The organism is Planomonospora algeriensis (genome assembly GCF_977012225.1).
The window spans coordinates 13,696-35,533 of record NZ_CDRNDK010000015.1; the positions used below are offsets into that span (position 1 = coordinate 13,696).

A 21,838-nucleotide genomic window follows, 5' to 3' on the forward strand; every position below is an offset into this window, starting at 1 on the left:
CCGTTCCCGTCCCACCTACTTCACGGCCCCTTCGGACAGGTCCGTGCGCCAGTAGCGCTGCATGGTCAGAAACAGCGCGATCAGCGGGATGAGCGAGACCAGCGTCCCGGTGAGGATCAGGTTGAACAGCGAGGGCTGGTTGGCCCCGGCGGCGAGCATCGTGTAGAGCCCGACGGTCAGCGGGAACTTCTGGTCGTCGCCGAGCATGATGAACGGCAGCAGGAAGTTGTTCCAGATCGCGACGAACTGGAACAGGAAGATGGTCACCATGCCGGGCAGCATGAGCGGCAGGGCCACCTTGCGCAGCAGCAGGAAGTGGCCCGCCCCGTCGATGCGTCCCGCCTCCAGCAGCGCGTCGGGGACGGCGGCGGTGGCGTAGACGCGCGCCAGGTAGATGCCGTAGGGGTGCAGGATCTGCGGGAGCAGGACCGACCAGTAGGTGTCGGCCAGGCCGAGCTGCGAGAAGAGCAGGTACTGCGGCATGGCCAGCACCACGGAGGGCACCAGGATGCCGCCGATCAGCACGTTGAAGATCAGGTTCCGGCCGGCGAAGCGGTACTTCGCCAGCGCGTAGCCGGACACCGCCGAGACCGCGGTCGACAGCAGCGCGCCGCCGCCCGCGTACAGCAGCGTGTTCAGCCCCCACAGCCAGAAGACGCCGTCCCGGTAGCCGGCCAGGTCCGCCAGGTTGGACAGCAGCCCGGTGCCGGGGGCGAAGGCCGCGGTGGAGAAGAGCTCCGCCTTGGACTTGGTGGCGGCCACCACCACCCAGCTCACCGGGAGCAGGCAGTAGATCGCGCCGAGCACCAGGATCGCGGTCGGGGCGGCGCCGTACGGCCTGCGCCGGCGTGCCCGGCGGTGACCCGCGGGGGGTGCCGCGGGTGCGGTGGGCAGGGTCGCGGTGGACATCAGCCCTCCCCGAAGGCGCGGTCGCGGACGACGCGCAGGAACCCGAACGACAGCACGAGGGAGATCCCGGCGATGACGATCGAGGTGGCGGCGGCGGAGTGGACGTCGCCGGTGACGAACGCGTCGCGGTAGACCTTCATCAGCGGGCTCCAGGTCGAGCTGATCGTGTTGGTGAGCGGCCGGAGCGTGGTGGGCTCGGTGAAGACCTGGACGGTGGCGATGATGGAGAACACCGTGGTCAGGATGATCGCGGGCAGCAGGATGGGGACCTTGATGCGGAGCGCGATCTGCAGCTCGCTCGCCCCGTCGAGGCGCGCGGCCTCGTAGTAGGTGCGCGGTACGGCCCGCAGCGTGGTGTAGAGCACCAGCATGTTGAAGCCGACGCCGCCCCAGACGGCCACGTTGGCCATGGAGAAGGTGACGGTGCCCGCGCCGAGCAGGTCGACGTCGAGGACCTGGCGGATCGGGCTGAGGCTGGGCAGGTAGAGGAAGCCCCACAGCAGGGTGGCGGCCACCCCGGGCACCGCGAACGGCAGGAAGATGGAGATCCGGGAGAACCGGGCGAGCCGCACGTGGGCCGAGTCCAGCAGCAGCGCGAAGAGCAGGGCGAGCCCGAGCATGACGAGGAGCACCATCAGGCCGTAGCCGAGGACCCGCAGCCAGCCGGCCCACAGCTCCCCGTCGCCGATCGCGGCGGCGTAGTTGTCGAGGCCGGCGAAGACCTCGGTGCGCGATCCCTTGCCCAGGCCCAGGCCGGAGACCTTCGTCCGGCGCAGGCTGAGGTAGACCGTGTAGCAGATGGGCACGGCCATGAAGACGGCGAACAGCACCAGGGCCGGCAGCAGGAAGAGGTAGGGGGCGGCGCCCGAGGGGGCGCCGCCGCTGCGGCGGGTTCTCATTGCGCGAGCTGGAATCCGGACTTCTGCATGTCGGCGACCGTGGCGTCCTGCATCTGCTGCACGGCGCCGGAGAAGGCCGACCTGTCCTGGACCGCCTTGTCGAAGGCGTTCTTGAAGGCGTCGTAGGTCACGTTGACGTTGGGCCCGAAGGTGAAGCCCCGCGCGGTGGCGGCGATCGCCGCGGCCTGCTGCCAGAAGTCGGTCTGGCCCGCGAAGTACTCGGGGGCCTCGGTGAGCAGTTCGCCGCCCTTGGTGGCGGCGGGGTAGACCGCGGCCTCCTCGATCAGCAGGCCGAGCGCCTGCGGGTCGGTGTTCAGCCAGGTCGCGAACCGCACGGCGGCGGCCTTGTTCGGGGTCTTGGCGGAGACCGCGGTGGAGGAGCCGCCCCAGAAGCCGCTGAAGTTCTCCCCGGCGCTCCACTGCGGCAGCGGGGCGATCGCCCACTTCCCCTTGCCCTTGGGCGCGTTGCTGGCCAGCACGCCCGGTCCCCAGACCGCCGAGGGCCAGGTCAGCAGGGTGCCGTCGTTGAGGGCCTTGTTCCACTCGGGGGTGAAGTACGGCTGGTCGTCGATGACGCCCTCCTTCACCAGGCCGCCCCAGTAGTCGGCGACCTTCACGGTGGCGGCGTCGTCGACGGCGACCTTCCAGGCGTCGCCGCTGATCGACCACCACTGGGCGCCGGCCTGCTGGGAGAGGCCGGCGAAGGAGCCGGGGTCCTTGCTGGAGAACGTGCCGAGGAAGACCTTCGGGTCCTTCTTGCGCACGGTGCGGGCGGCCTCGGCGTACTCGTCCCAGGTCTTGGGCACCTCGATGCCGTACTTGTCGAACAGGTCCTTGCGGTAGTAGAGCATCATCGGCCCGCTGTCCTGCGGGATGGCGTAGACGCCGTCGGTGCCCAGGGTGACCTGGCCCCAGGTGCCCTCGCTGAAGGCGGCCTTGGCCGGCCCGGCCTCGGCGGACAGGTCGGCCACCGCGTCGGCGGCGACGAAGGACGGGAGCATCTGGTACTCGGCCTGGACCAGGTCCGGCGGGTTGCCCGCCTTGGCGGCGGTGAGGTACTTGGCGGCGGCGTCGTCCCCGCCGGCCTGCTTGCTCACGGTGACCTGGATGTCGGGGTGCGCCTCGTTCCAGACCTTGACGATCTTGTCCATGTTGGGGGCCCAGGTCCAGTAGGTGAGCTTGACCGGTCCCGCGGGGGCCGAACTCTGCGCGGCGGCGTCCGGTTCCGGGGAGGCGCCGGTGCCCGTGGAGCATCCGGCGGCCAGAGCGGTGGCCAGGGCCGCGGCGGCCGCCGCGGCCAGGCGGTGTGTGCGCATACGTTCCTCCGGGGCGGGGGGTGGGAGGCCGGTGGGACTTGATGTGTGCCTCTGTGAACGTTCACAGAGTCTGAGCTGAGGATCACCGCTGTCAATGCCCGTTACGTTCTTGTTAGCCGGGGCGCTGGCCTGGGCTCCTTCCAGAGTCGCTTCCGAACGGCCCGGGTGATGGATTACTGTGCACGTTCACAGAGTTGATTCGAGGGGGAAGCGTGCCTGGATATCCCGCCCTGCCCGAGGGCATCGCGTACGGCGGGGACTACAACCCCGAGCAGTGGCCGGAGGAGGTCTGGCACGAGGACGTCCGCCTGATGCGCGAGGCCGGGGTGAACCTGGTCAGCCTCGGCATCTTCAACTGGGCGCTGATCGAGCCCGCCGAGGGCGTCTACGACTTCGGCCGCCTGGACCGGATCGTCGAGCTGCTGCACTCGGCCGGGATCATGATCGGCCTGGCGACGCCCACCTCCTCGCCCCCGGCCTGGTTCCGCGACCGCTACCCGGGCAGCCGCCTCGTCGACTCCGGCGGGCACGTCGTCGCGGGCGGTTCCCGGCACGGCTTCTGCCCCAGCTCCCCCGAGTACGCCGCCGCCTCGGCGCGGATCGCCGAGCGGCTGGCCGCCCGGTACGGCGACCACCCGGCGGTGGCGATGTGGCACGTGCACAACGAGTACGGCTGGAGCAACGCCGAATGCCACTGCGCCGCCTCGGCCGAGGCGTTCCGCGCCTGGCTGCGGGAGCGGTACGGCGACGTCGACGCGCTGAACGCCGCCTGGGGGACCGTCTTCTGGGGCCTGACCTACGGCTCCTTCGAGGAGGTCGAGGCGCCCGGCGTCGCCCCGCCCGGCCAGCTCACCGCCCTGCGGCTGGACTACGCGCGCTTCTCCGTCGACGCGCACATCACCTGCTTCCGCCGCGAGCGCGAGGCGATCCGCCGGCACAGCGACCGGCCGGTCACCACCAACTTCATGATCCCCAACTGCAAGCCCATGGACTACTGGCGCTGGGCCGCGGAGGTGGACGTGGTCTCCACCGACCACTACCTCGACGCGGCCAGGCCGGACAACCACATCGAGCTGGCGATGGCGGCCGACCTCACCCGCTCGGTGGCGGGCGGCAGGCCGTGGATGCTCATGGAGCACTCCACCGGCGCGGTCAACTGGCAACCGCGCAACCTGGCCAAACGCCCGGGCGAGATGCGGCGCAACAGCCTCGCGCACGTCGCCCGGGGTTCGGACTCGGTGCTGTTCTTCCAGTGGCGGGCCTCCCGGTACGGAGCCGAGAAGTTCCACTCGGCGATGGTCCCGCACGCCGGGACCGACTCCGGGCTCTGGCGCGACGTGGTGGGCCTGGGCGGCGAGCTCGCCGGGCTGGCGGGCGTCCGGGGCTCCCGGGTCGAGGCCGAGGTGGCGCTGGTGTGGGACTGGGAGTCGTACTGGGCGCTGGAGCTGGAGTGGCGGCCCTCGGCGGACCTGCGGTTCCGGGAGCGGGTTGAGGCGTTCTACGAGGCGCTCTGGCGCGACCACGTCACGGTCGACTTCGTCCACCCCTCGGCCGACCTGTCCCGCTACCGGCTGGTCGTGGCGCCGAGCTCCTACCTGCTGACCGAGGAGGCCGGCAAGAACCTGCACCGCTACGTGGAGGCGGGCGGCCACCTGGTCGTCTCCTACTTCTCCGGCATCGTCGACGCCTGCGACGCCGTGCACCCGGGCCCGTACCCCGGTGCGCTGCGGGACGTGCTGGGGCTGTGGGTCGAGGAGTTCCACCCGCTGCCCGAGCACGGGACCGTCGCCCTCGGCCGTCCGGCCTCCGATGCCCCGGACCCCGGTATCCCGGTGCCGGACGGTGCGGTCTCCAGTGGCCCGGCGATGACCGGCCGCATCTGGTCGGAGCGGGTCCGCCTCGCCGGGGCGCGGGCCGTACGGAACTTCGCGGACGGTCCCGACGCCGGGCATCCCGCGGTGACCTGCCACGAACTGGGCGCGGGCACGGCCTGGTACGTCGCGACGGCCCTCGACCCGGTCCCGGACGCGGCCGGGCGCGACGGCGGCGACCTGCGGGCGCTGCTGGCGCCCGTGCTCGACCGCGCGGGGGTCTCCCTGCCGGAGGGCGTGCCCGACACCCTCGAACTCGTCCGCCGGGGGGAGCGGCTCTTCCTGCTCAACCACGGTGACGCGCCGGTCACGGTGGACGGGGTCGAGGGCGTCGAACTGCTCGGCGGGACCGCCTGCGCCGGGACGGTGACCGTACCGGCGGGCGGGGCGGCGGTCGTCGAGACCGGCCGGTGGGCCGGAGCGTGACGTTTCACGGGCAGGCCGCCGGCGGGCCGGAGCGTGACCCTGCTGGCACGGCACGGTGGAGGCGTTCAGGCCAACCTCAACGACGTGGCGGCCCGGTACGGCAAGCCGGTCGTCCTGAGAGGGTCAGCCGGGTCGTCTGACGCTCCGGCGCCGCCCGCCGGGGGCGCCGTCGGGGTTCCGGTCGGCGCCCCGGCCGGTGCTCCGGTCGGTCCTGCGGGAGACGAGCGCGCTGGACAGCGTGGGGTGGACGGCGAAGGCGCGGTCCAGGCCGGTGACGTGCAGCAGCCTGGCCACGGACGGCCGGGGGGCGGCGAGGCGGACCGTGATGCCGGACGCCACGGCGCGCCGCCGTACGTCGATCAGCACGGTCAGCCCGGCGGCGTCGCAGAACGACACCGCGGACAGGTCGAGCACGAGCAGGTCCGTGCTGTGCTGGAGCGCGTTGAGCAGGCGCCTGCGCAGCGCCGGGGCGGTGGCGATGTCGATCTCGCCGTGCAGCGCGACGACGGTGTGCGGGGGGCGGCAGGCGGCCAGCAGGCGCGCGCGGGTGCAGGCGTCGACCTGGGTGGTGGTGATCATTCAGTCTCCGATCGAGAGGTCGGTGTACGGATTCCGGATGGGCGGCGGGACGCCGCCCGTGCGCGAGGCATCCCGTTGGGAGGAGGGCGGGAGCGCCGCGTCCGGCGTGCTGAGAGAAGCGGTCCGGCCGTCGTGATCGGCCCGGTCCGCATCGGTCTCGGAAAGGACCGCGGCGAATCGCCGCGGGTGCCGCCGGCCGTGTCACCGGCGCGGGGAAAGTCCTTTGGTGATCACAGTCTACCTCCCCGACGGGACCCGGCGCGGTTCGGAGCGCGGAGGAGGGGGCGCAGAGGGGGCACAGGAGGGGACGCAGAGGGGGCGCGGCGGGTCCCACCGAGCCGCGCCGACTCCCGGCCCCCCCTCGAATCATGAGACCTCACCTCAAGGCGCGGCGGGTCCTACAGGGCCGCGCCGACCGTCGCCTCACCCGCCTCGTCGAGCCTGAAGGCCGCGGTCCGGCCGGCCGCCGACACCTCGTACTCGCCGAGGAAGCCGTTGAAGCGGACCGTGCCCTTCTCATCGGTCACCATCGTGGTGGGCGCCAGCCACCACTCGTCCTTGACCAGCGAGCGCAGCGCGTCGTAGGAGGGCTTCGGCGTGCCGTCGACGCGGACGAAGCCGCCCGGCGCGCCGAGCCAGCCGCCGTCCGAGATGCCCCAGTACGTCGTCGCCTCCACCGAGGGGTGGGAGAGCAGCGTCCGGTAGTGCCGGACGATCTCGTCGGCCTGGCGGGCCTCGCCCTCGGGCGTCGTCGGCCACTCCGGGATCTGGTAGTCGTTCAGGTCCTCGATCTCGGCCGGCATGATGTGGCCGGAGAGGATGGTCGTCTCGGTGAAGTGGATGGGCAGCCCGTAGCGGGCGAAGCGGTCGATGATCCCGAGGGTTTTCTCCTCGCCCCAGTAGCCCTGGTGCATGTGGCTCTGCAGCCCAAGTGCGTCGATCTTCACGCCCGCCTCCAGCACGCCCTCGATCAGGCACTCGTAGGCCGAGGACATGTCGAAGTCGTTGAGCAGCAGCGTGGCGTGCGGATCGGCCTCGCGCGCCGCGTCGAAGACCATCTTGATCATGGGGATGCGCCCGATGTCGCGGCAGAGCCGGGAGATCCCGTTCTCGTACTTGTCGAAGATCGGCATGATCACGACCTCGTTGATGACGTCCCACATGCCGACCACGCCGGCGAAGTCGGTCATCTCCCGGCGGATCCGCTCCACCTGCACGCGGGCGATCTCCTCGTTCGACAGGTCGTTCAGCCACTCCGCGCCGACGGTGTGCCAGGCCAGCGGGTGCCCCTTGACCGCGCAGCCCCGGTCGGCGAACCACTGCGCCGTCTTGAGCAGCCGCTCGGTGTCCGGACGGCCGCGCACGGGCTCGAAACGGCCCCAGTAGAAGGGGAGCGTGGCGAAGTTGAAGAGGTCGAACCAGAGGTCGGCCAGGCGCTCGTCGTGGACGGCGGGCGACTCGCCCATCGATCCCGGCACCTCTCCCGGTACGGCCTGCGCCCCCTCCAGCGGCTCACCGTTGGCGAGCGGGATGAAGTCGAAGCCGATGCAGCCGAAGAGGAACTTGTGGTTCCGCTGGCTGACCACCACCTCCTGCCCGGCCAGCGGCACGCCGTCGAGGGTGACGGTGAGCTCGGTGTCCGCCGTACGGTGCCTCCTGATCAACGGATCGGAGACGGAACCGGGGCGATCGGGACGTGAAGTCATGATTGGTCCTCCAACGGTGCGTTGGGGAGAAATGCTATGAGAACGCTCTCATTGGCCGTAAGCCCTTTCTCACCGGTAACCGGCGCGGCCGGTGCTTCCGGCCGGTGAGGGCTCGATGCCCCTGATCGGCGCGGCCGGGTGCGCTTGACCGGTGAGGGCTCGGTGCTCCGGCCTTCTTCCGGCCGGAGCGGGCTCCTACGCCGGATGCACGAGCCGGTTCTCGTAGGCGAAGACCACGGCCTGCACCCGGTCGCGCAGTTCCAGCTTCGTCAGGATCCGGCCCAGATGCGTCTTGACGGTGGCCTCCGCGAGATGCAGCTCGGCGGCGATCTCGGTGTTGGACAGGCCGCGGGCCACCTCGATGAGGACCTCCCGTTCGCGGGGGGTGAGCAGCTCCAGCCGTTCGTCGCCCGCGGGCATCCCCGGTGGGAAGCCTGTGGGCGAAGGTCTCCAGCAGACGCCGGGTGATCCGCGGGGAGACCACCGCATCGCCCGAGGCGATGCTCCGGATCGCCGCCAGCAGCTCCTCGGGCAGGGCGTTCTTGAGCAGGAAGCCGGAGGCCCCGGCCCTCAGCCCGGCGAAGGCGTACTCGTCGAGGTCGAAGGTGGTGAGGATGAGGACCCGGGTCCGCCGGTGGTTCCGGACGATCCGGCCGGTCGCCTCGATCCCGTCGGTGCCGGGCATGCGCACGTCCATCAGGACGACGTCGGGACGGAGCCGCCGGGCGAGCCGTACGGCCTCGGCGCCGTCCCCGGCCTCGCCCACCACCTCCATGTCCGGCTGGGCGTCCAGGACCATGGTGAACGCCATGCGGAGCAGCGGCTCGTCGTCGGCGAGCAGGACGCGGATCGTCACGTGACGTCACCTCCGGCGAGGACGGGACCGGGGGCGACATCGGGATCGAGGCCGGGGGCGGTGCCGGGACCGGGAGCGGGGACGGTGCCGGGGGTGGGGCCGGAGCCGAGGGGGAGGACGGCGGAGACGCGCCATCCGCCGTCCGGGACCGGCCCGGCGTCGAGGCTCCCGCCGTACGCGGAGACGCGTTCGCGCATGCCGGGGATGCCGTGCCCGGAGGACGGCCCGGAGGACGGCCCGGAGAGCGTTCCGGATAGCGGCGGGCCGGGGGCGCGCGCGGCCGGCCGTCGTCGGTGACGTCGAGGGTGACGGCCGCCGGTGAGCAGTGGATCCGGGCCTCGGCGCGGGTGCCGGGCGGGGCGTGCTTGAGGGCGTTGGTCAGGGCCTCCTGCACCAGGCGGTAGACGGTGAGCTGCGCGGCGGCGGGGACGGAGGCGGGATCGCCCGCCACCCGGAGCCGGGTCGGCAACCCGGCCGCGCGCATCCGGCCGGCGAGGGCGTCCAGCTGGGCGATGCCGGGCATCGGATGGCGCAGCGCGTCCGGTTCGTCGGCCCGCAGGACGCCCAGGGACCGCCGCATGTCGGTGAGGGCCTGCCGCCCGGTGCCGGAGATCTGCCGCATGGCGGCGGTCGCCCGGTCGGGCGAGCGGTGCTGTGCGAAGACCGCGCCGTCGGCGAGTGCGACCATGACGGACAGGTTGTGGGTGACGATGTCGTGCATCTCCCGGGCGATCCGGGCGCGTTCGTCCGCCGCCGCGAGCCGGGCCCGCTGATCGCGTTCGCGTTCCAGGCGGACCGCGCGGTCCTCCAGGGACGCGAGGTAGGCACGCCTGGTCCGGGTGTTCGTCCCGACGGCGGCGACGGCGGCGGCCACCGCGCTCAGGAAGACGACCGAGCCGAGGAGACCGCCGTCGGGCGCCGCCCAGCGGACGGAGGCCAGCACGATGCCGAGTTCCAGCACGGCCCAGGCCGCGAGCGTGCGGCGCCAGGTGGAACGCGTGGCCACCGTGTACAGGGCGACCAGCAGCGCCACGTCGGTCAGCAGCTGGACGTCGGCGAGCCACTGCGCGAAGGCGGCGGCGGCCACCGCGCAGAACACCGCCAGGGGCGCGCGCCGCCGCCACACCAGGGGCAGCGACAGGGCCACGTGGAGGATCAGGGGCCCGGGCGGGCCCTGGTAGACCTCGCTGGTGAGGCCGGCGCTGCCGAGGAGGACCGCGGCGGCCGGCAGCACGTCGAACACGATCGTCGGGAACCGGGCGCCTGCCCGGAACAGGGCCCGTACCGGCCGCGCGGCGTACGGGCGGAGAACGGTGAGCCCCCACTGCACGGCCCCAACATAGCCGCTCCCGTCCGGCGCTCCGGGGCCGGTCGGGCCGGGTCCGGACCGGTCCGGGTCAGCCCGGAGTCGTACGCGGGCGTCCCGGGCGAGGCCCCCGGCACAGGTCCGGCCCGCGGAGAACCGCAGGTCGGACGCGGTGTCGTCGGAGGGAGCGCCGGAGCGGCCCACGGGAGCGGACCGGGCCCGGAAGCCCGACCGGAGACTGACGCGCCGGACCGGCCGCGCGGCCTAGCTTCGTACCCCGTGGCGGGACGGCCTGCGATCGGCGCAGGCCGTCCCCGGACCGGGAGGTCGGCCGCGCCGTGTCGGGATACGGGAGACCGGCCGCGTGCCGGGACGGGGACACGCCGGGACCAGGACGGTGACAGTGCAGAAGGAGGGCTCGATGCGTGGGCGGAGAACGGCGGCGGCCGGGGCCGCGATGGCGGCGGTGCTGGCGCTCGGCCTGGCGGCGTGCGGGGCCGGCGGCGAACCGGCTGATGGGCCGGACGTGCTGCGGGTCCTGGCCGGCAGCGAGGTGGCGGATCTGGAGCCGCTGCTGGAGCGGTCCGGCGTGAAGGTGAGACTCACCTACACCGGCACCCTGGACGGAGCCGAGCAGGTGGCGTCCGGCGGCGCCGACGGCCGGTACGACGCCGTCTGGTTCTCCTCCAACCGCTACCTGTCACTGATCGACGGCGCCCGGACCCGGTTGTCCACCGAGACGCGGACCATGGTCTCGCCGGTGCTGCTCGGCCTGCGCACCGCCAAGGCCGCCGAGCTCGGCTGGGCGGACGGCAGGGCCACCTGGGAGGAGATCGCCACCGCCGCCCGCGACGGGCGCTTCACCTTCGGCATGACCAACCCGGCCTCGTCCAACTCGGGTTTCTCCGCGCTGGTCGGCGTGGCCGCCGGGCTGTCGGGCGCGGCCGAGGCGCTGACCGCCGAGCAGGTCGCCGCGGTGACGCCGCGGCTCAAAGAGTTCTTCGCCGCCCAGAAGCTCACCTCCGGCTCCTCCGGCTGGCTGGCCGGGGCCTACGCGCGGGACGGCGGGGTGGACGGCATCGTCAACTACGAATCGGTGCTGCTGGGCATGGAGGGCCTGACCCTCGTCCGCCCGTCCGACGGCGTGGTCACCGCGGACTACCCGCTGACCCTGCTGGCCTCCGCCCCGGCGGAGAAGAAGGAGCTGTACGGCAGGCTGGCCGCCTGGCTGCGCACGCCGGACACACAGCGGAAGATCATGACCGGCACCCACCGGCGGCCCGCCGTACCCGAGGTGCGGCCCGGTCCGGAGTTCGGCGCGGAGCCCCTGCTGGAGCTGCCGTTCCCCAACCGCCGGGCCACCGCCGACGGGCTGATCACCGCCTACCTGGACGAGATGCGGACCCCGGCGCACGCGTTGTTCGTGCTGGACACCTCCGGCTCGATGCAGGGCGGGCGGATCGACGCGCTGCGCGAGGCCCTGGTCACGCTGACCGGCGCCGACCGCTCGGCCTCCGGGACGTTCTCCCGGTTCCGCAGCCGCGAGACCGTGACCATGATCCCGTTCAGCGGGGGCGTGGGCGAGACGCGCGCCTTCCACCTGCCCGAGAACGCTCCGCAGCAGGTGCTCACGGACATCAGGCGGTACGCCGAGGGGCTGCGGGCGAACGGGGGAACCGCGATCTACGACGGGCTGCGGGCCGCCTACGCGGAGAGCGTCCGGACACCCCCGGGCCACTACACCTCGGTCGTGCTGATGACCGACGGGGAGAACACCGACGGCGCCTCCTTCGAGGACTTCGAGTCGCTGTACCGGACGATCCCCCGGGAAGCGCGGCCGCGGACCTTCGTGGTGCTGTTCGGCGAGAGCGACGTGGAGGAGATGAGGCGCGTCGCGACGCTGACCGGGGGCGCCGTCTTCGACGCCCGCGACGGCTCCCTGGCCGAGGTCTTCAAGGAGATCCGTGGCTACCAATGACCGGCGCCGCGGCGCGAGGAGCCGGGCGGGCGCCGGCGGGGTGCTGCGCTATCTCGGCTCCACCCGGAACATCGCCGGCTGCGCGCTCGCCCTGGCCGGTCTGGTGGCGCACTTCCTCGGACTGGCGGGCACGCTCTGGCCGCTGGTGGTGGCCGGGCTGTACGGCGTGGGCGCGCTGCTGGCCCCGCCCGAGCGGAACCGGCCGGCCGTCTCCCTCGCCGAGACCGAGACCGGCGCGCTCCGCGCCGACCTGGACGCGCTGCGCGGGCGGGTGACCGGGTCCGGGCGGTTCCCCTCCGACGTGACCGACAGGGTGGAGAACCTGGCCGAGCTGCTGGCGGGCATGCTGGGGCGGGCGGAGGCGCTGGCCGCCTCACCCGACCACCTGCACATCGTCTCCCAGACGATCCGCGACTACCTCCCGGCGAGCCTGGACGCCTACGCCTGCCTGCCCCGCGCCTACGCGCTGGAGCGCCGGGACGGCCGGGAGCGCAGCGCCCACGAGGAGCTGCTGGACCAGCTCGACCTGCTGGACGACGGGCTCCGCGGGATCGCGCGCGCCGTGCACCGGGGCGACGAGCAGGCCCTGCGCGACCAGGGCCGCTTCCTGCGCGACCGGTTCGGCCGCTCCGGCCTGGACCTCTGACGTGCTCTCCGGACCGGCCGCCGCGGCGCTGCCGACGAGCCCGGCGGCGCCCGCGGTGTTTGCCTCGCGGCTGCGGGGATAGGGGCTGTCCTCGTCGGAGAACGCACCTACGGAGGGACGATCATGGGCACCGATGACAAGATCTCCAACAAGGCCGAGGAGCTCAAGGGCCGGGCCAAGGAGAACGTGGGATACGCCACCGGCGACGAGGAGCTGCGCGCCGAGGGCCGCGCCGACCAGGCCGAGGGCAACCTCAAGCAGGCGGGCGAGAAGGTGAAGGACGCCGGCAAGAAGATCAAGGACGCCTTCAAGAGCTGACCGGCCGGAAGCGGCGCGGCGGGGGACGGGATCGGCCGTCCCCCGCCGCTTCCGTGTCCGCTTCCGTTTCTATGCCCGCTTCTATGCCTGCTTCCGTGCCCGTTTCCGTGCCCGTTTCCGGCCGTCACCCGCCCACACCGCGCTCATCTCCGCCCGGCAGGCCTCCGGTCGGCGCTCCTCCGGTCGGCGCGGCGGCGGGACCACAGGAGGATCCACGCGGCCTCCGCCGCCGCGTCGAGCAGGTAGGTGGCCCGGATGCGCCCCTTGGGCACGTAGACCAGGTCGATCGCCAGGAGGGTCGCCGCCGTGGCGGTCCCCACCCGCCGGGCGTGCTCACGGCCCTCCGGGGTGGCCGCGCCCCGCAACTGGGACCAGCCCACCCCGACCAGCAGCCCGGCCACCGTACGGACCAGCCAGTCGTCCTCCTTCGGGCCGAAGACCTTCTCGAAACTCGGCAGGTGGACCAGCGGCCACACCCCCGACAGAACGTTGAACACCCCGTGGCAGCGCGCCGTCCACGGTGTGCCCGCCCCCTGCGCCCGGTCGCGTCCCGCACCTGCTTCCACGTCTTCTCCCATGCGTGGCCGGTGCCCCGCCCATCGCGGGGCAAACGCCCCCGGGCAGGGGCGCGGCGACGGCCTGGTTTCGGCTCGCGGACCCGGGTAGGCCACCGGTACACGAAGGGAGAACGACATGACAGAGCACCGGACGGTGCCCGAACTGATGGAAGAGAACGACGTCGTGGACCTGCTGCTCCGGCAGCACGCGCTGATCAGGGACATGTTCGACGAGGTGGAGAAGGCGTCCGGGGCCGAACGGGCGGAGGCCTTCCAGCGGCTGGTCCGGATGCTGGCCGTGCACGAGACGGCCGAGGAGGAGATCGTGCACCCCTACGCCCGCCGCAAGCTGGAGGGCGGGGACGCGGTGGTGGACGACCGCCTGGCCGAGGAGCACGAGGCCAAGAAGCTGCTGATGGAGATGGACAAGGCGGGCCCCGAGGACTCCCGGTTCATGACGAACCTGGCCGTGCTGCGGGCCTCCGTACTCGCCCACGCCAGGAGCGAGGAGCGCTACGAGTTCACCCAGCTGCGCGCCCGCACCAGCGAGACCGAGCGGCGGGCGATGGCCGCCGGGCTGAAGGCCGCCGACGGCGAGGCCCCCACCCACCCCCACCCGGGTGTCGAGTCGGCGGCCAAGAACCTGCTGGTGGGCACCCCGGTCGCGATGATGGACCGGGTCCGCGACGCCATCCGCAACGCGATGGGCAAGGACCGCTGAGCCGGCCTCGCCCGCACGCCGTACGGCCGCACCCTTCCGGAAGGGGTGCGGGCCGTACGGCGTGCGGGCACCGGGCGGGTGCCCGCGGCCGGCGTCTACCTGATGCCGCGGAGGCTGGGGACCGGGTGCTCGCCCTCCATCTGGTGGCGGTACTCCCGGCCGGACTTGGCGCGGTTCTCGTCGATGACGAGCTCGCTCGGCGGCTTCTCCCCGCCGTGGATGGCCTCCTGCAGCTTCTCGAACCGCTCGTGCATCTCCTGCACGTAGCCGGTGCCGATCGTGGTGTAGTCGATCTGCGTGGCCAGCAGCTCGCGCACGTACTCCTTGTTCGGCTCGAAGGTCACCGGGGCCGGCAGGTACGGGGCCACGACCGCCTCGGGGTCGCGGCCGTCGTGCCGCTTGAACAGCTCGGCGGCGATGCGCAGGTGCTCCAGCTCCATGTTGAGGTGGAGCTCCCAGATCGCCTTCACCTTCGGGTCGGACTCGGTCTCCATGAACGAGTGGTACAGGTAGCACTCGTTGTACTCGTGGTTGAGCAGCATCTCCCACCACGTCTCCCCCGGGTCCACCAGGGACTCGTAGTGGGTGACGTGCTCCTCCTCGATGAGCCCGATCTCCTGGTACAGCTGGCGGGCGATCGGCTCCATGTAGGTCGGGCCGACGTTCATGTAGAAGTTCATGGTCTGCTGCTCGGCCGCCATGATCGTCAGGGCGTGCAGCTTCGAGATCGGCTCGGTGACGCTCTTGTCGTACGGCGCCCGCACGTTGTCGATCGGGTGGCGGTGGTGCAGGTAGGTCGGGCGGCCGGGCATGACCTCGGTCAGCCCGTCGACGATCTTCTCCGCCCTGCGGTGCTCGATCATCTCGAACAGGTTGGCGTAGCGGTACAGGTGGTCGAAGTCCTCCAGCACGCCGAACTGGTAGGCCTGCTTGAGGTAGGGGTCCGGCTCCATCCGCGCGACCCACGCGGTCAGGTCCACCGCGACCTGCTCGTAGGCGAGCGTGGTCTCCAGCACCGAGGCCAGTCCCGGCAGCAGCCAGTTGACGACCTTCTGCTGCTGGGCCTCGATGTAGCGGACCTCGGCCAGCTGCTGCTTGACCAGCGGATCCGGGCAGTGCCGGGCCATGTGGTGGCTGAACATGATCGCTTCGACCTCGATGCCGTTCATCGTGATGACGCGGCACCGGGTGTAGGGATCGGAGTGATCGGGATCGATCGGGTCGACGTTCAGCTCACGCCAGTTGCGCAGCTGCCGGTCCAGCGGGATTCCCCGCTCCTGCAACGGATTGAAGGTCATTCGCCTCTCCTCGTTCGGTGGCCGTAGGCGTGGATCGGCTGCCCTACCCGATGGTTCCGCGGAGCAACCCGGCCTCATCCGCCACCTTCCCCGGAGTGCCCCTCCCCCCTGCTCGCGGCAGGAAAAATCATCGTCAACCGCCTGTCCCGCCGTTCAGTCCTCGCCGGTCGAACCCGGGGCAGGGTCGCTCAGGTCGTAGCCGCGGGCCGACAGCTCGGCCTCGACCGCCGCGCACACCGTCTCCACCACCGTGACCCGGGCCAGGCGTTTGTCGTCGCCGGGCACGATGTGCCAGGGCCGTCCGGGTGGTCGGTGCGCTCCAGCATCTCCTCGACCGCGATCTCGTACTGCGGGCGCTTCTCCCGGTTGCGCCAGTCCTCGGCGGTGAGCTTCCAGGCGCGCAGCGGGTCGTCGGCCCGGTCCTGGAAGCGGCGGAGCTGCTCCTCCTCCGAGACGTGCATCCAGAACTTGACGAGGATCATCCCCTCGGCGGCGAGGGTCCGTTCGAACTCCACGATCTCGTCGTAGGCCCGCCGCCACTGCTCCTCGGTGGCGAAGCCCTCCACCCGCTCCACCAGCACCCGCCCGTACCAGGAGCGGTCGAGCACCGCCATACCGCCCCAGCCCGGCAGGACGGGCCAGAACCTCCAGAGGAAGTGGTGGCGCTTCTCGTCGTAGGTCGGGGCCGCGAACTGGGCGACCCGCACGTGCCGCGGATCCAGCGGGCGGACCAGGCGTTTGATCGCGCCGCCCTTGCCGGAGGCGTCCCAGCCCTCGAAGACGACGCAGAGCGGCGGGCCGATGCGCTTGTCGCCGATCTGCCGCCGAGCATGAGGCGCAGTCTCAGCAGGCGGTGCAGCGCCGCGTCGAGCCGCTCGGCCGCCTCCTTCTTGCGCAGTCCGCGGGACAGGTCGATCTCAGCCAGTCGGTTCATGCCTCCCAGACTGGCACGGCTCAGCGCACGGCTCAGCGCACGGTGATCCGGAAGGTCGCCTCGCCGGAGAGGCGGCGGCTCTGCTCGTCGGCCGGGACCCGGCCGGCCGCGCAGCGCCAGCAGTTGGAGAGGGTGACGGCGGTCGTGCCGGGGCGCTTGGCGTTGAACACGAAGTAGCGGGTGCCGCCCCCGCCGGTGGTGCCGGGCTCGCCCTCGTGCTCGTACTCGTCACTGATGAACGAGGCCACCGCCACGTCGGGCAGCGCCTCCATCCGCCAGCTGTCCCCGACGGAGGCGTTCTCGTCCACCGCGAGGGAGAAGCGCTGGCCGGGGGTGACCTCGACCTGGACGGTCGTGCCGATCCGCCCCTCGGTCACCTTCCCGTGGTCGCGGACGGCGGAGCCCGCCCCGCATCCCGCGACCGGCAGCGCGGCCAGCGCGAGCAGCGTCAGGGCCGTCCCTGTTCGAAACCTCACGCGGGCCAGGGTACCGAGCGGGGACGCCGGGGGCCGGGTGAGGCCCCGGAACGGAGCGGGCAGGGCCGCGGCCCGGATCTGGCGGGGCCGCGACCCGGGCGGGCGGGGTCAGCGCAGGCGGCTCCGGTACACCTCGCGGGCCCGGTCGTACAGGGCCAGGTGGTCGAGAGCCTCGACCAGGGCCCCGGCCACCGCCGGGGGGAGAGCGGAATCGTCACACATGCATGCTCCTCGGGCGGGCTCGCCATGATCACTCAATGATCACCGCAATCGTGACACGGCGAGCACGGACCGTCAGGAGCATGTCCTCCCGATGAGGTGATTTATCCCCACTTAGGTGAACATACGTTGCTACCGGATGAGCTCCGGTCTTCCCGGGTCCGTGGCCCGGGTATGTCCGAGGCGGACCTTCATCGCGTGCTCCACCAAGGTGATCAGGATCTCCTTGCCCGACTGCCGCTTGCGCGCGTCCCCGAGCACGATCGGGACGTCCTCGGGGAGGGTCAGCCCCAGCCGTACCTCCTCCAGGTCGTAGCGGCGGGCGCCGTCGAAGCAGTTCACCGCGACGATGAAGGGGGTGTCCCGCCGCTCGAAGTAGTCCAGCGAGGGGAAGCAGTCGGCCAGCCTGCGCGTGTCGGCCAGCACGACCGCGCCCATCGCGCCGAGCGCCAGTTCGTCCCAGAGGAACCAGAACCGCTCCTGCCCGGGGGTGCCGAACAGGTAGAGCCGGTAGGCGTCGCCGATGGTGATGCGGCCGAAGTCCATCGCGACGGTCGTGGTGCCCTTGCCCTCCACCCCGGACAGGTCGTCGATCCCGACGCCCTGGTCGGTCAGCGTCTCCTCGGTGCGCAGCGGCTCGATCTCGGAGACCGCGCCGACAGGGTGGTCTTGCCCGCCCCGAACCCGCCCGCGACCAGGATCTTGATCGCCTTGGGCAGCACGGCCCGCCCGGCGTCGCGGCTAGAGCGCACGGAGTCCATCCAGCACCGCCCGGTACAGCCTCTCGTCGTTCATGTCCGTCTCCATCTGGGGTTCCTGCAGGGTGATGTAGCCCTGGTCGAGCAGGTCGCTGAGCAGCACGCGGACGGTGCCCGCCGGCAGGTCGACGTACGCGGCGATCTCCGCCACCGACTGCGGCTGCGCGCAGAGCCGCACGATGGCCAGGCACTCCGGCCCCAGTTCCGTCTCCCCCGGCAGGACGGGGCGCAGGGTCACCGCCAGCGTGATGAGGTCGAACCGGCCGCGGGCCGGCTCGGTCCGGCCCCGGGTGAGGACGTAGGGCCGGACGATCGGGCCCGCCTCGTCGTCGACCCACTGGACGTCGGGGTGCTCGTCGCGGGGGCTCATCCGGCCGCGTCGCCCTTGGCCGAGGCACCCGCCGTCCGGGCGGGCGAGGTGAGGTACTGCCCGACCCGGGTGACGAGCATGGCCATCTCGTAGGCGACCAGGCCGACGTCGGCCTCGTGCGTGCAGAGCACCGCCAGGCAGGCGCCCTGCCCGGCCGCGGAGACGACGAGGTAGGCCGAGCGCATCTCGATGATGGTCTGGCGCACCGCCCCGCCGCCCACCCGGTCGCTGACCCCCCTGCCCAGGCTCTGGATCGCCGACCCCACGGCGGCCAGGTGCTCGGCGTCGGCCGGGTTCAGCCCCGCCGAGGCGGCCATGAGCAGGCCGTCGGTGGAGAAGACGATCCCGTTCTCCGCTTCGGCCACGCGTGTGACCAGGTCGTCCAGCAACCAGGCCAGGTCGGTGACGGATCCTGTTCCCTGCACCACTTGTCGTCCTCTCTTCGCCGTTCGGGCTCCGGCCTCCGACGCCCGCGGGCACGCGTGGGTCACGGTCATCGCCGGGATCACCCGGACGGCCGGTCGTCGTCCGCGGAGCCGTCCCCCCCCGGCGAGCAGTTGCGCGGCGTCGGACCGGCCTCGGCGCGTCCCCGCCTGGAAGGAGGAGAAGGCGGCGCGGATCTCCTCGGGGGAACGCTCGTCGTCCTCGGCGGGCTGCTCCGGCTCCGGGAGCGGGTCGTCCTCGCGCAGCGGCACGGCCAGGTGGGTCTGGGGGACCCGGCGCGGCAGGCCGCCCGGAGTGTGACTGGTGTCGGGCGGCGGCAGGATCGACGGCGAGGAGGCCCCGGAGGCGGTCGCGCCCGCTCCGGCTCCTGTCCGCCCGGAGACCGCCGCCTCCGCCTCGGCCCCCGTCTGCCCGGAGGCGGTCGCCGCTCCCCGTGCCTCCGCCGGATCCGGGAGGTCGCGTCTCCGGCGGATCGCTCTCGCCGCGCGGCGCCACGGCGACGGCCGTACCGGTCAGGCCGGCGGTCTCGGCACGGGCCGGGGGGACCGCCTCCGCCCGGGCCGCCGGGACGGTCCCGGTCCGGGCCGTCGGGACGGTCACGCCTCCGGCGGCCTCGGGGGTGGCGCCCTGGCCGACCAGTTCCTGCGGGATCAGCACCACGACGGTGGTCCCGCCGTACGGGGAGGCCTTGAACGTCACCCGGACGCCGTGCCGTTCGGCGAGCCTGCTGACGACGTACAGGCCCAGTCGGGCGTTGCCCGCCAGCTTGAGCTCGGGCGGGTTGGCGATCCGCTCGTTGGCCGAGGTGAGGTCCTCCTCGCTCATGCCCAGGCCCCGGTCCTCGATCTCGATGGCGTAGCCGTGGGCCACGCTGTGCCCGCTGACCTTCACCGTCGTGTAGGGCGGGGAGAAGGAGGCCGCGTTCTCGACCAGCTCGGCCACGAGGTGGATGACGTCGCCGACGGCCCGCCCGTCCAGCGACGCCTCCCCCATGGGGAGCACGTCGACCCGGGTGTAGTCCTCGATCTCCGCCAGTGCCCCGCGCACCACGTCGAGCATGGGGACCGGGTCCCGCCAGGCGCGGCCGGGGGCGGCCCCGGCCAGGACGAGGAGGTTCTCCGCGTAGCGGCGCATGCGGGTCGCCAGGTGGTCCAGCCGGAACAGGTCGCGCAGTTCCTGCGGATCCTGCTCGCGCCGCTCCATGGTGTCCAGGACGCTCAGCTGGCGGTGCACGAGGCCCTGGGTCCGGCGGGCGAGGTTGCGCAGGATGTCGGCGATGTCGCGCCGGAGCTGGGCCTGCTCGACCGCGACCTCGATCGCGGTCCGCTGGACGGCGTTGAACGCCTGGCCGACCTGCCCGATCTGGTCGTCGCCGAACCGCAGCGGCGGGGCCTCGGCCGCGACGTCCACCTCCTCGCCGTGGCCGATCCGGTCCACCACCCCGGGCAGCCGCTTGTCGGCCAGCTCCCAGGCGGCGACCCGCAGCTTCTCCAGCTGCTGGATCAGGGCGCGGGCCGTGGTGATGGACAGGACCACCGAGGCGATGACGGCGATGAGCCCCAGGCCGCCGGCGAGCGCGAGCCGTACGATGACGCCGGCGGCGACCGGGGTGGCGCGCTCGACCAGGCCGTCACCGGCCTTCACCACGGTCTCCCAGGTCTTGGACCGCACGGCCTGCGCGGCGGCGCTCCACTGCGCGAGGTCGACCTGCCCGCTCCGCTCCGCCTGCCGGTTCCGGGACAGCAGGTCCTCGATCACGCGCAGCCTGGTGAACTCCTCGGTCGCGGTCAGCCTCCGGTACGCCTCGCGGTCGGCCGGGGGTAGCTCCGCGACCGCCTGGGCGGTGAGGAAGCGCTGCGCGCCGACGGTCCGCGCGAACAGCAGACGCTCCTCCTCGGTGAACCCGCCCGCCGCCAGGGCGCCGGAGGCCAGGGCGTCCTCCTGCGAGACCAGCTCCACGGCCCGGCTCAGCCCGATGAGCGTGCGGGTGTCCTTGGCGAGCGCCTCGTCGTCCAGCGTGGCCATCGAGTCGTAGGCGGAGTAGACCGCTTCGACGATCTCCCCGAACGCCGCAGCCGTGCGGGTCCGGTCCGCCCCGCCCCCGTCGACCGTCTTGCGCAGGGCCGCCAGACCGTCCATGCGGTTGAGGACCACGCCGATCCGCCGCCACAGCTCCTCGCTCGCCGCCAGTTCCACGTCGGCGGCGGAGGAGAGCCCGCGCAGGGCGGCCGCGGCAGCGTCCGTGCGCCCGCGCTGGGCCTTCAGCGCCTCACGCTGCCGGAGGGCGCCGTTCGGGTCCCCCAGCGAGAGCATCGTGAGCCGCCGCTCGACCTGCAACTCGACGATGAACCGCTCACTCGGCTCGGCCACCCCGGAGTTCAGCGTCGCCACGCCCAGCATGTTCAAGCCGTCACGGACCGTCACCCACGCGGTGAACGCCCAGAGGGCCGCGAGTGACACCAGCAGCGCTGTGACCTTGGTCCGCAAACGCGCATTGCGCAAGCGCATGGCACCACCCTGGGGGAATGAAAAGAAATCACGTTACATTTCACGGCGATAGACGCGTGAGTCCACAGAGGCCGTGAGCCCGAAGTGGCGGGGCACAGCCCATCGCACCCGCCGAACCCTAGCAACGTCGGTAATTACACTCAAGGCAGCCCCGGTCACATGTAACCGTCTGTCCCTTTTGTTGACCTAACTGCCATCAGTAAATATCAACCATAACATCTGTCATGGCTGCCTTGTGGAGTTTCGCCCTGAATCCAGGAACTCTCCGGCGAGGTGCAGCGCGCCCAGGACGGCCGCCCGGACGATCGCCGCCGGGAAGTAGAGGTCCTTGTCGTGCCAGAGCCGGGGGCCCTCGGACGCGCCGGCGGCCTCCGACAGGAAGCCGCGGCCGCGCTCCACCGCCTCCACCGCCCCCGCGGACGTGCCCCCGCCCTCCGGGAGGGTCAGCAGGAGGGTCTGCAGCGCGTAGGCGGTCTCCTCGGCCGTTCCCTCCCACCGTCCCCAGGACCCGTCCGCGCGCTGGCCCGCCAGCACCCAGCGCACGGCCCGGTCCACCGCCTCCGCCGACTCCGCGCCGCCGAACTCGTGCAGCGCGAGCGCGCAGCAGGCCGTGGCGTAGTACGGCGAGGCGTGCCAGCGGTCCAGCCAGCTCCCCTCCGCGCCCTGGCAGCCGCGCAGCCGCGCCGAGACCTTCCGCGCGGCGGCCGCGTAACGCTCCGCCGGGGAGTCCGGCGCGGGGAAGA

Annotated in this window: 17 protein-coding genes and 5 pseudogenes; 5 read left to right on the top strand and 17 right to left on the bottom strand. The window is 72.4% G+C overall.

Features of this window, described 5'->3' with window-relative positions:
• Positions 1–15: 15 nt before the first annotated feature.
• From ACWJ6R_RS03235 to ACWJ6R_RS03245, 3 genes are read right to left on the bottom strand one after another with little or no spacing between them, the layout of a single operon-like run.
• Positions 16–909: a carbohydrate ABC transporter permease gene (locus tag ACWJ6R_RS03235; RefSeq protein ID WP_449060750.1), complete on the bottom strand. Its 894-nt coding sequence runs from the start codon at positions 907–909 to the stop codon at positions 16–18.
• Positions 909–1,808, bottom strand: coding sequence for a carbohydrate ABC transporter permease (locus ACWJ6R_RS03240; RefSeq protein WP_449060751.1), 900 nt, complete (start codon positions 1,806–1,808; stop codon positions 909–911). Before ACWJ6R_RS03240 ends, ACWJ6R_RS03235 begins: the two co-directional genes overlap by 1 nt.
• A complete protein-coding gene (locus ACWJ6R_RS03245) occupies positions 1,805–3,124 on the bottom strand; it encodes an ABC transporter substrate-binding protein (protein WP_449060752.1) in 1,320 nt (439 codons plus the stop codon). Before ACWJ6R_RS03245 ends, ACWJ6R_RS03240 begins: the two co-directional genes overlap by 4 nt.
• 212 nt (positions 3,125–3,336) lie before the next feature.
• On the opposite strand from ACWJ6R_RS03245, the gene ACWJ6R_RS03250 reads away from it, so the two are divergent.
• Positions 3,337–5,421 carry a beta-galactosidase gene (locus ACWJ6R_RS03250; protein WP_449060753.1) on the top strand — a complete coding sequence of 695 codons (2,085 nt, stop codon included), beginning with the start codon at positions 3,337–3,339 and terminating at the stop codon, positions 5,419–5,421.
• Positions 5,422–5,544: 123 nt separating this feature from the next.
• Here the strand turns inward: ACWJ6R_RS03250 and ACWJ6R_RS03255 are convergent, their stop codons facing one another.
• The 5 genes and pseudogenes from ACWJ6R_RS03255 to ACWJ6R_RS03275 form a co-directional block, all read right to left on the bottom strand.
• On the bottom strand, positions 5,545–6,000 hold the full coding sequence (locus tag ACWJ6R_RS03255) for an STAS domain-containing protein (RefSeq protein ID WP_449060754.1): 456 nt from the start codon (positions 5,998–6,000) through the stop codon (positions 5,545–5,547).
• A 398-nt stretch (positions 6,001–6,398) separates the two neighbouring features.
• On the bottom strand, positions 6,399–7,706 hold the full coding sequence (locus tag ACWJ6R_RS03260; RefSeq protein ID WP_449060755.1) for an endo-1,4-beta-xylanase: 1,308 nt from the start codon (positions 7,704–7,706) through the stop codon (positions 6,399–6,401).
• A 195-nt stretch (positions 7,707–7,901) separates the two neighbouring features.
• Positions 7,902–8,562, bottom strand: a pseudogene (locus tag ACWJ6R_RS03265) (response regulator).
• A complete protein-coding gene (locus tag ACWJ6R_RS03270; protein WP_449060756.1) occupies positions 8,559–8,759 on the bottom strand; it encodes a hypothetical protein in 201 nt (66 codons plus the stop codon). Before ACWJ6R_RS03270 ends, ACWJ6R_RS03265 begins: the two are co-directional and overlap by 4 nt.
• Positions 8,760–8,896: 137 nt before the next feature.
• Positions 8,897–10,072, bottom strand: a pseudogene (locus ACWJ6R_RS03275) (sensor histidine kinase); the annotation flags it as partial.
• Between the two features lie 217 nt (positions 10,073–10,289).
• Between ACWJ6R_RS03275 and ACWJ6R_RS03280 the strand changes: the two are divergent.
• The 3 genes from ACWJ6R_RS03280 (at position 10,290) to ACWJ6R_RS03290 (ending at position 12,810) form a co-directional block, all read left to right on the top strand.
• On the top strand, positions 10,290–11,846 hold the full coding sequence (locus ACWJ6R_RS03280) for a VWA domain-containing protein (protein WP_449060757.1): 1,557 nt from the start codon (positions 10,290–10,292) through the stop codon (positions 11,844–11,846).
• Positions 11,833–12,492, top strand: coding sequence for a hypothetical protein (locus tag ACWJ6R_RS03285; RefSeq protein WP_449060758.1), 660 nt, complete (start codon positions 11,833–11,835; stop codon positions 12,490–12,492). Before ACWJ6R_RS03280 ends, ACWJ6R_RS03285 begins: the two co-directional genes overlap by 14 nt.
• 123 nt (positions 12,493–12,615) lie before the next feature.
• The gene (locus tag ACWJ6R_RS03290) at positions 12,616–12,810 is read left to right on the top strand and encodes a CsbD family protein (RefSeq protein WP_068893990.1); all 195 of its coding nucleotides are present in this window, start codon (positions 12,616–12,618) and stop codon (positions 12,808–12,810) included.
• 143 nt (positions 12,811–12,953) lie between these two features.
• On the opposite strand, the gene ACWJ6R_RS03295 is transcribed toward ACWJ6R_RS03290, so the two are convergent.
• Positions 12,954–13,388 (bottom strand): hypothetical protein, encoded by a 435-nt coding sequence (locus ACWJ6R_RS03295; RefSeq protein WP_449060759.1) that lies wholly within the window; start codon positions 13,386–13,388, stop codon positions 12,954–12,956.
• Between the two features lie 115 nt (positions 13,389–13,503).
• On the opposite strand from ACWJ6R_RS03295, the gene ACWJ6R_RS03300 reads away from it, so the two are divergent.
• Positions 13,504–14,088: a hemerythrin domain-containing protein gene (locus ACWJ6R_RS03300; protein WP_449060760.1), complete on the top strand. Its 585-nt coding sequence runs from the start codon at positions 13,504–13,506 to the stop codon at positions 14,086–14,088.
• 95 nt (positions 14,089–14,183) lie between these two features.
• Here ACWJ6R_RS03300 and ACWJ6R_RS03305 read toward each other — a convergent pair whose 3' ends face one another.
• The 8 genes and pseudogenes from ACWJ6R_RS03305 to ACWJ6R_RS03340 all read right to left on the bottom strand — a co-directional run.
• On the bottom strand, positions 14,184–15,386 hold the full coding sequence (locus tag ACWJ6R_RS03305) for a hypothetical protein (protein WP_449060761.1): 1,203 nt from the start codon (positions 15,384–15,386) through the stop codon (positions 14,184–14,186).
• Between the two features lie 188 nt (positions 15,387–15,574).
• Positions 15,575–16,204, bottom strand: a complete 630-nt coding sequence (locus tag ACWJ6R_RS03310) for a polyphosphate kinase 2 family protein (RefSeq protein ID WP_449060764.1) — start codon at positions 16,202–16,204, stop codon at positions 15,575–15,577.
• A 148-nt stretch (positions 16,205–16,352) separates the two neighbouring features.
• Complete coding sequence (locus ACWJ6R_RS03315; protein WP_449060762.1) at positions 16,353–16,796, bottom strand: protease inhibitor I42 family protein; 444 nt, start codon at positions 16,794–16,796, stop codon at positions 16,353–16,355.
• A gap of 351 nt (positions 16,797–17,147) precedes the next feature.
• Positions 17,148–17,776 (bottom strand): annotated as a pseudogene (locus ACWJ6R_RS03320) (GTP-binding protein).
• Positions 17,757–18,143 (bottom strand): DUF742 domain-containing protein, encoded by a 387-nt coding sequence (locus tag ACWJ6R_RS03325; RefSeq protein ID WP_449060765.1) that lies wholly within the window; start codon positions 18,141–18,143, stop codon positions 17,757–17,759. Before ACWJ6R_RS03325 ends, ACWJ6R_RS03320 begins: the two are co-directional and overlap by 20 nt.
• The gene (locus tag ACWJ6R_RS03330) at positions 18,140–18,571 is read right to left on the bottom strand and encodes a roadblock/LC7 domain-containing protein (protein ID WP_449060766.1); all 432 of its coding nucleotides are present in this window, start codon (positions 18,569–18,571) and stop codon (positions 18,140–18,142) included. Before ACWJ6R_RS03330 ends, ACWJ6R_RS03325 begins: the two co-directional genes overlap by 4 nt.
• A 715-nt stretch (positions 18,572–19,286) precedes the next feature.
• Positions 19,287–21,095, bottom strand: a pseudogene (locus tag ACWJ6R_RS03335) (sensor histidine kinase); the annotation flags it as partial.
• A gap of 222 nt (positions 21,096–21,317) precedes the next feature.
• A pseudogene (locus ACWJ6R_RS03340) lies at positions 21,318–21,838 on the bottom strand (prenyltransferase/squalene oxidase repeat-containing protein); the annotation flags it as partial.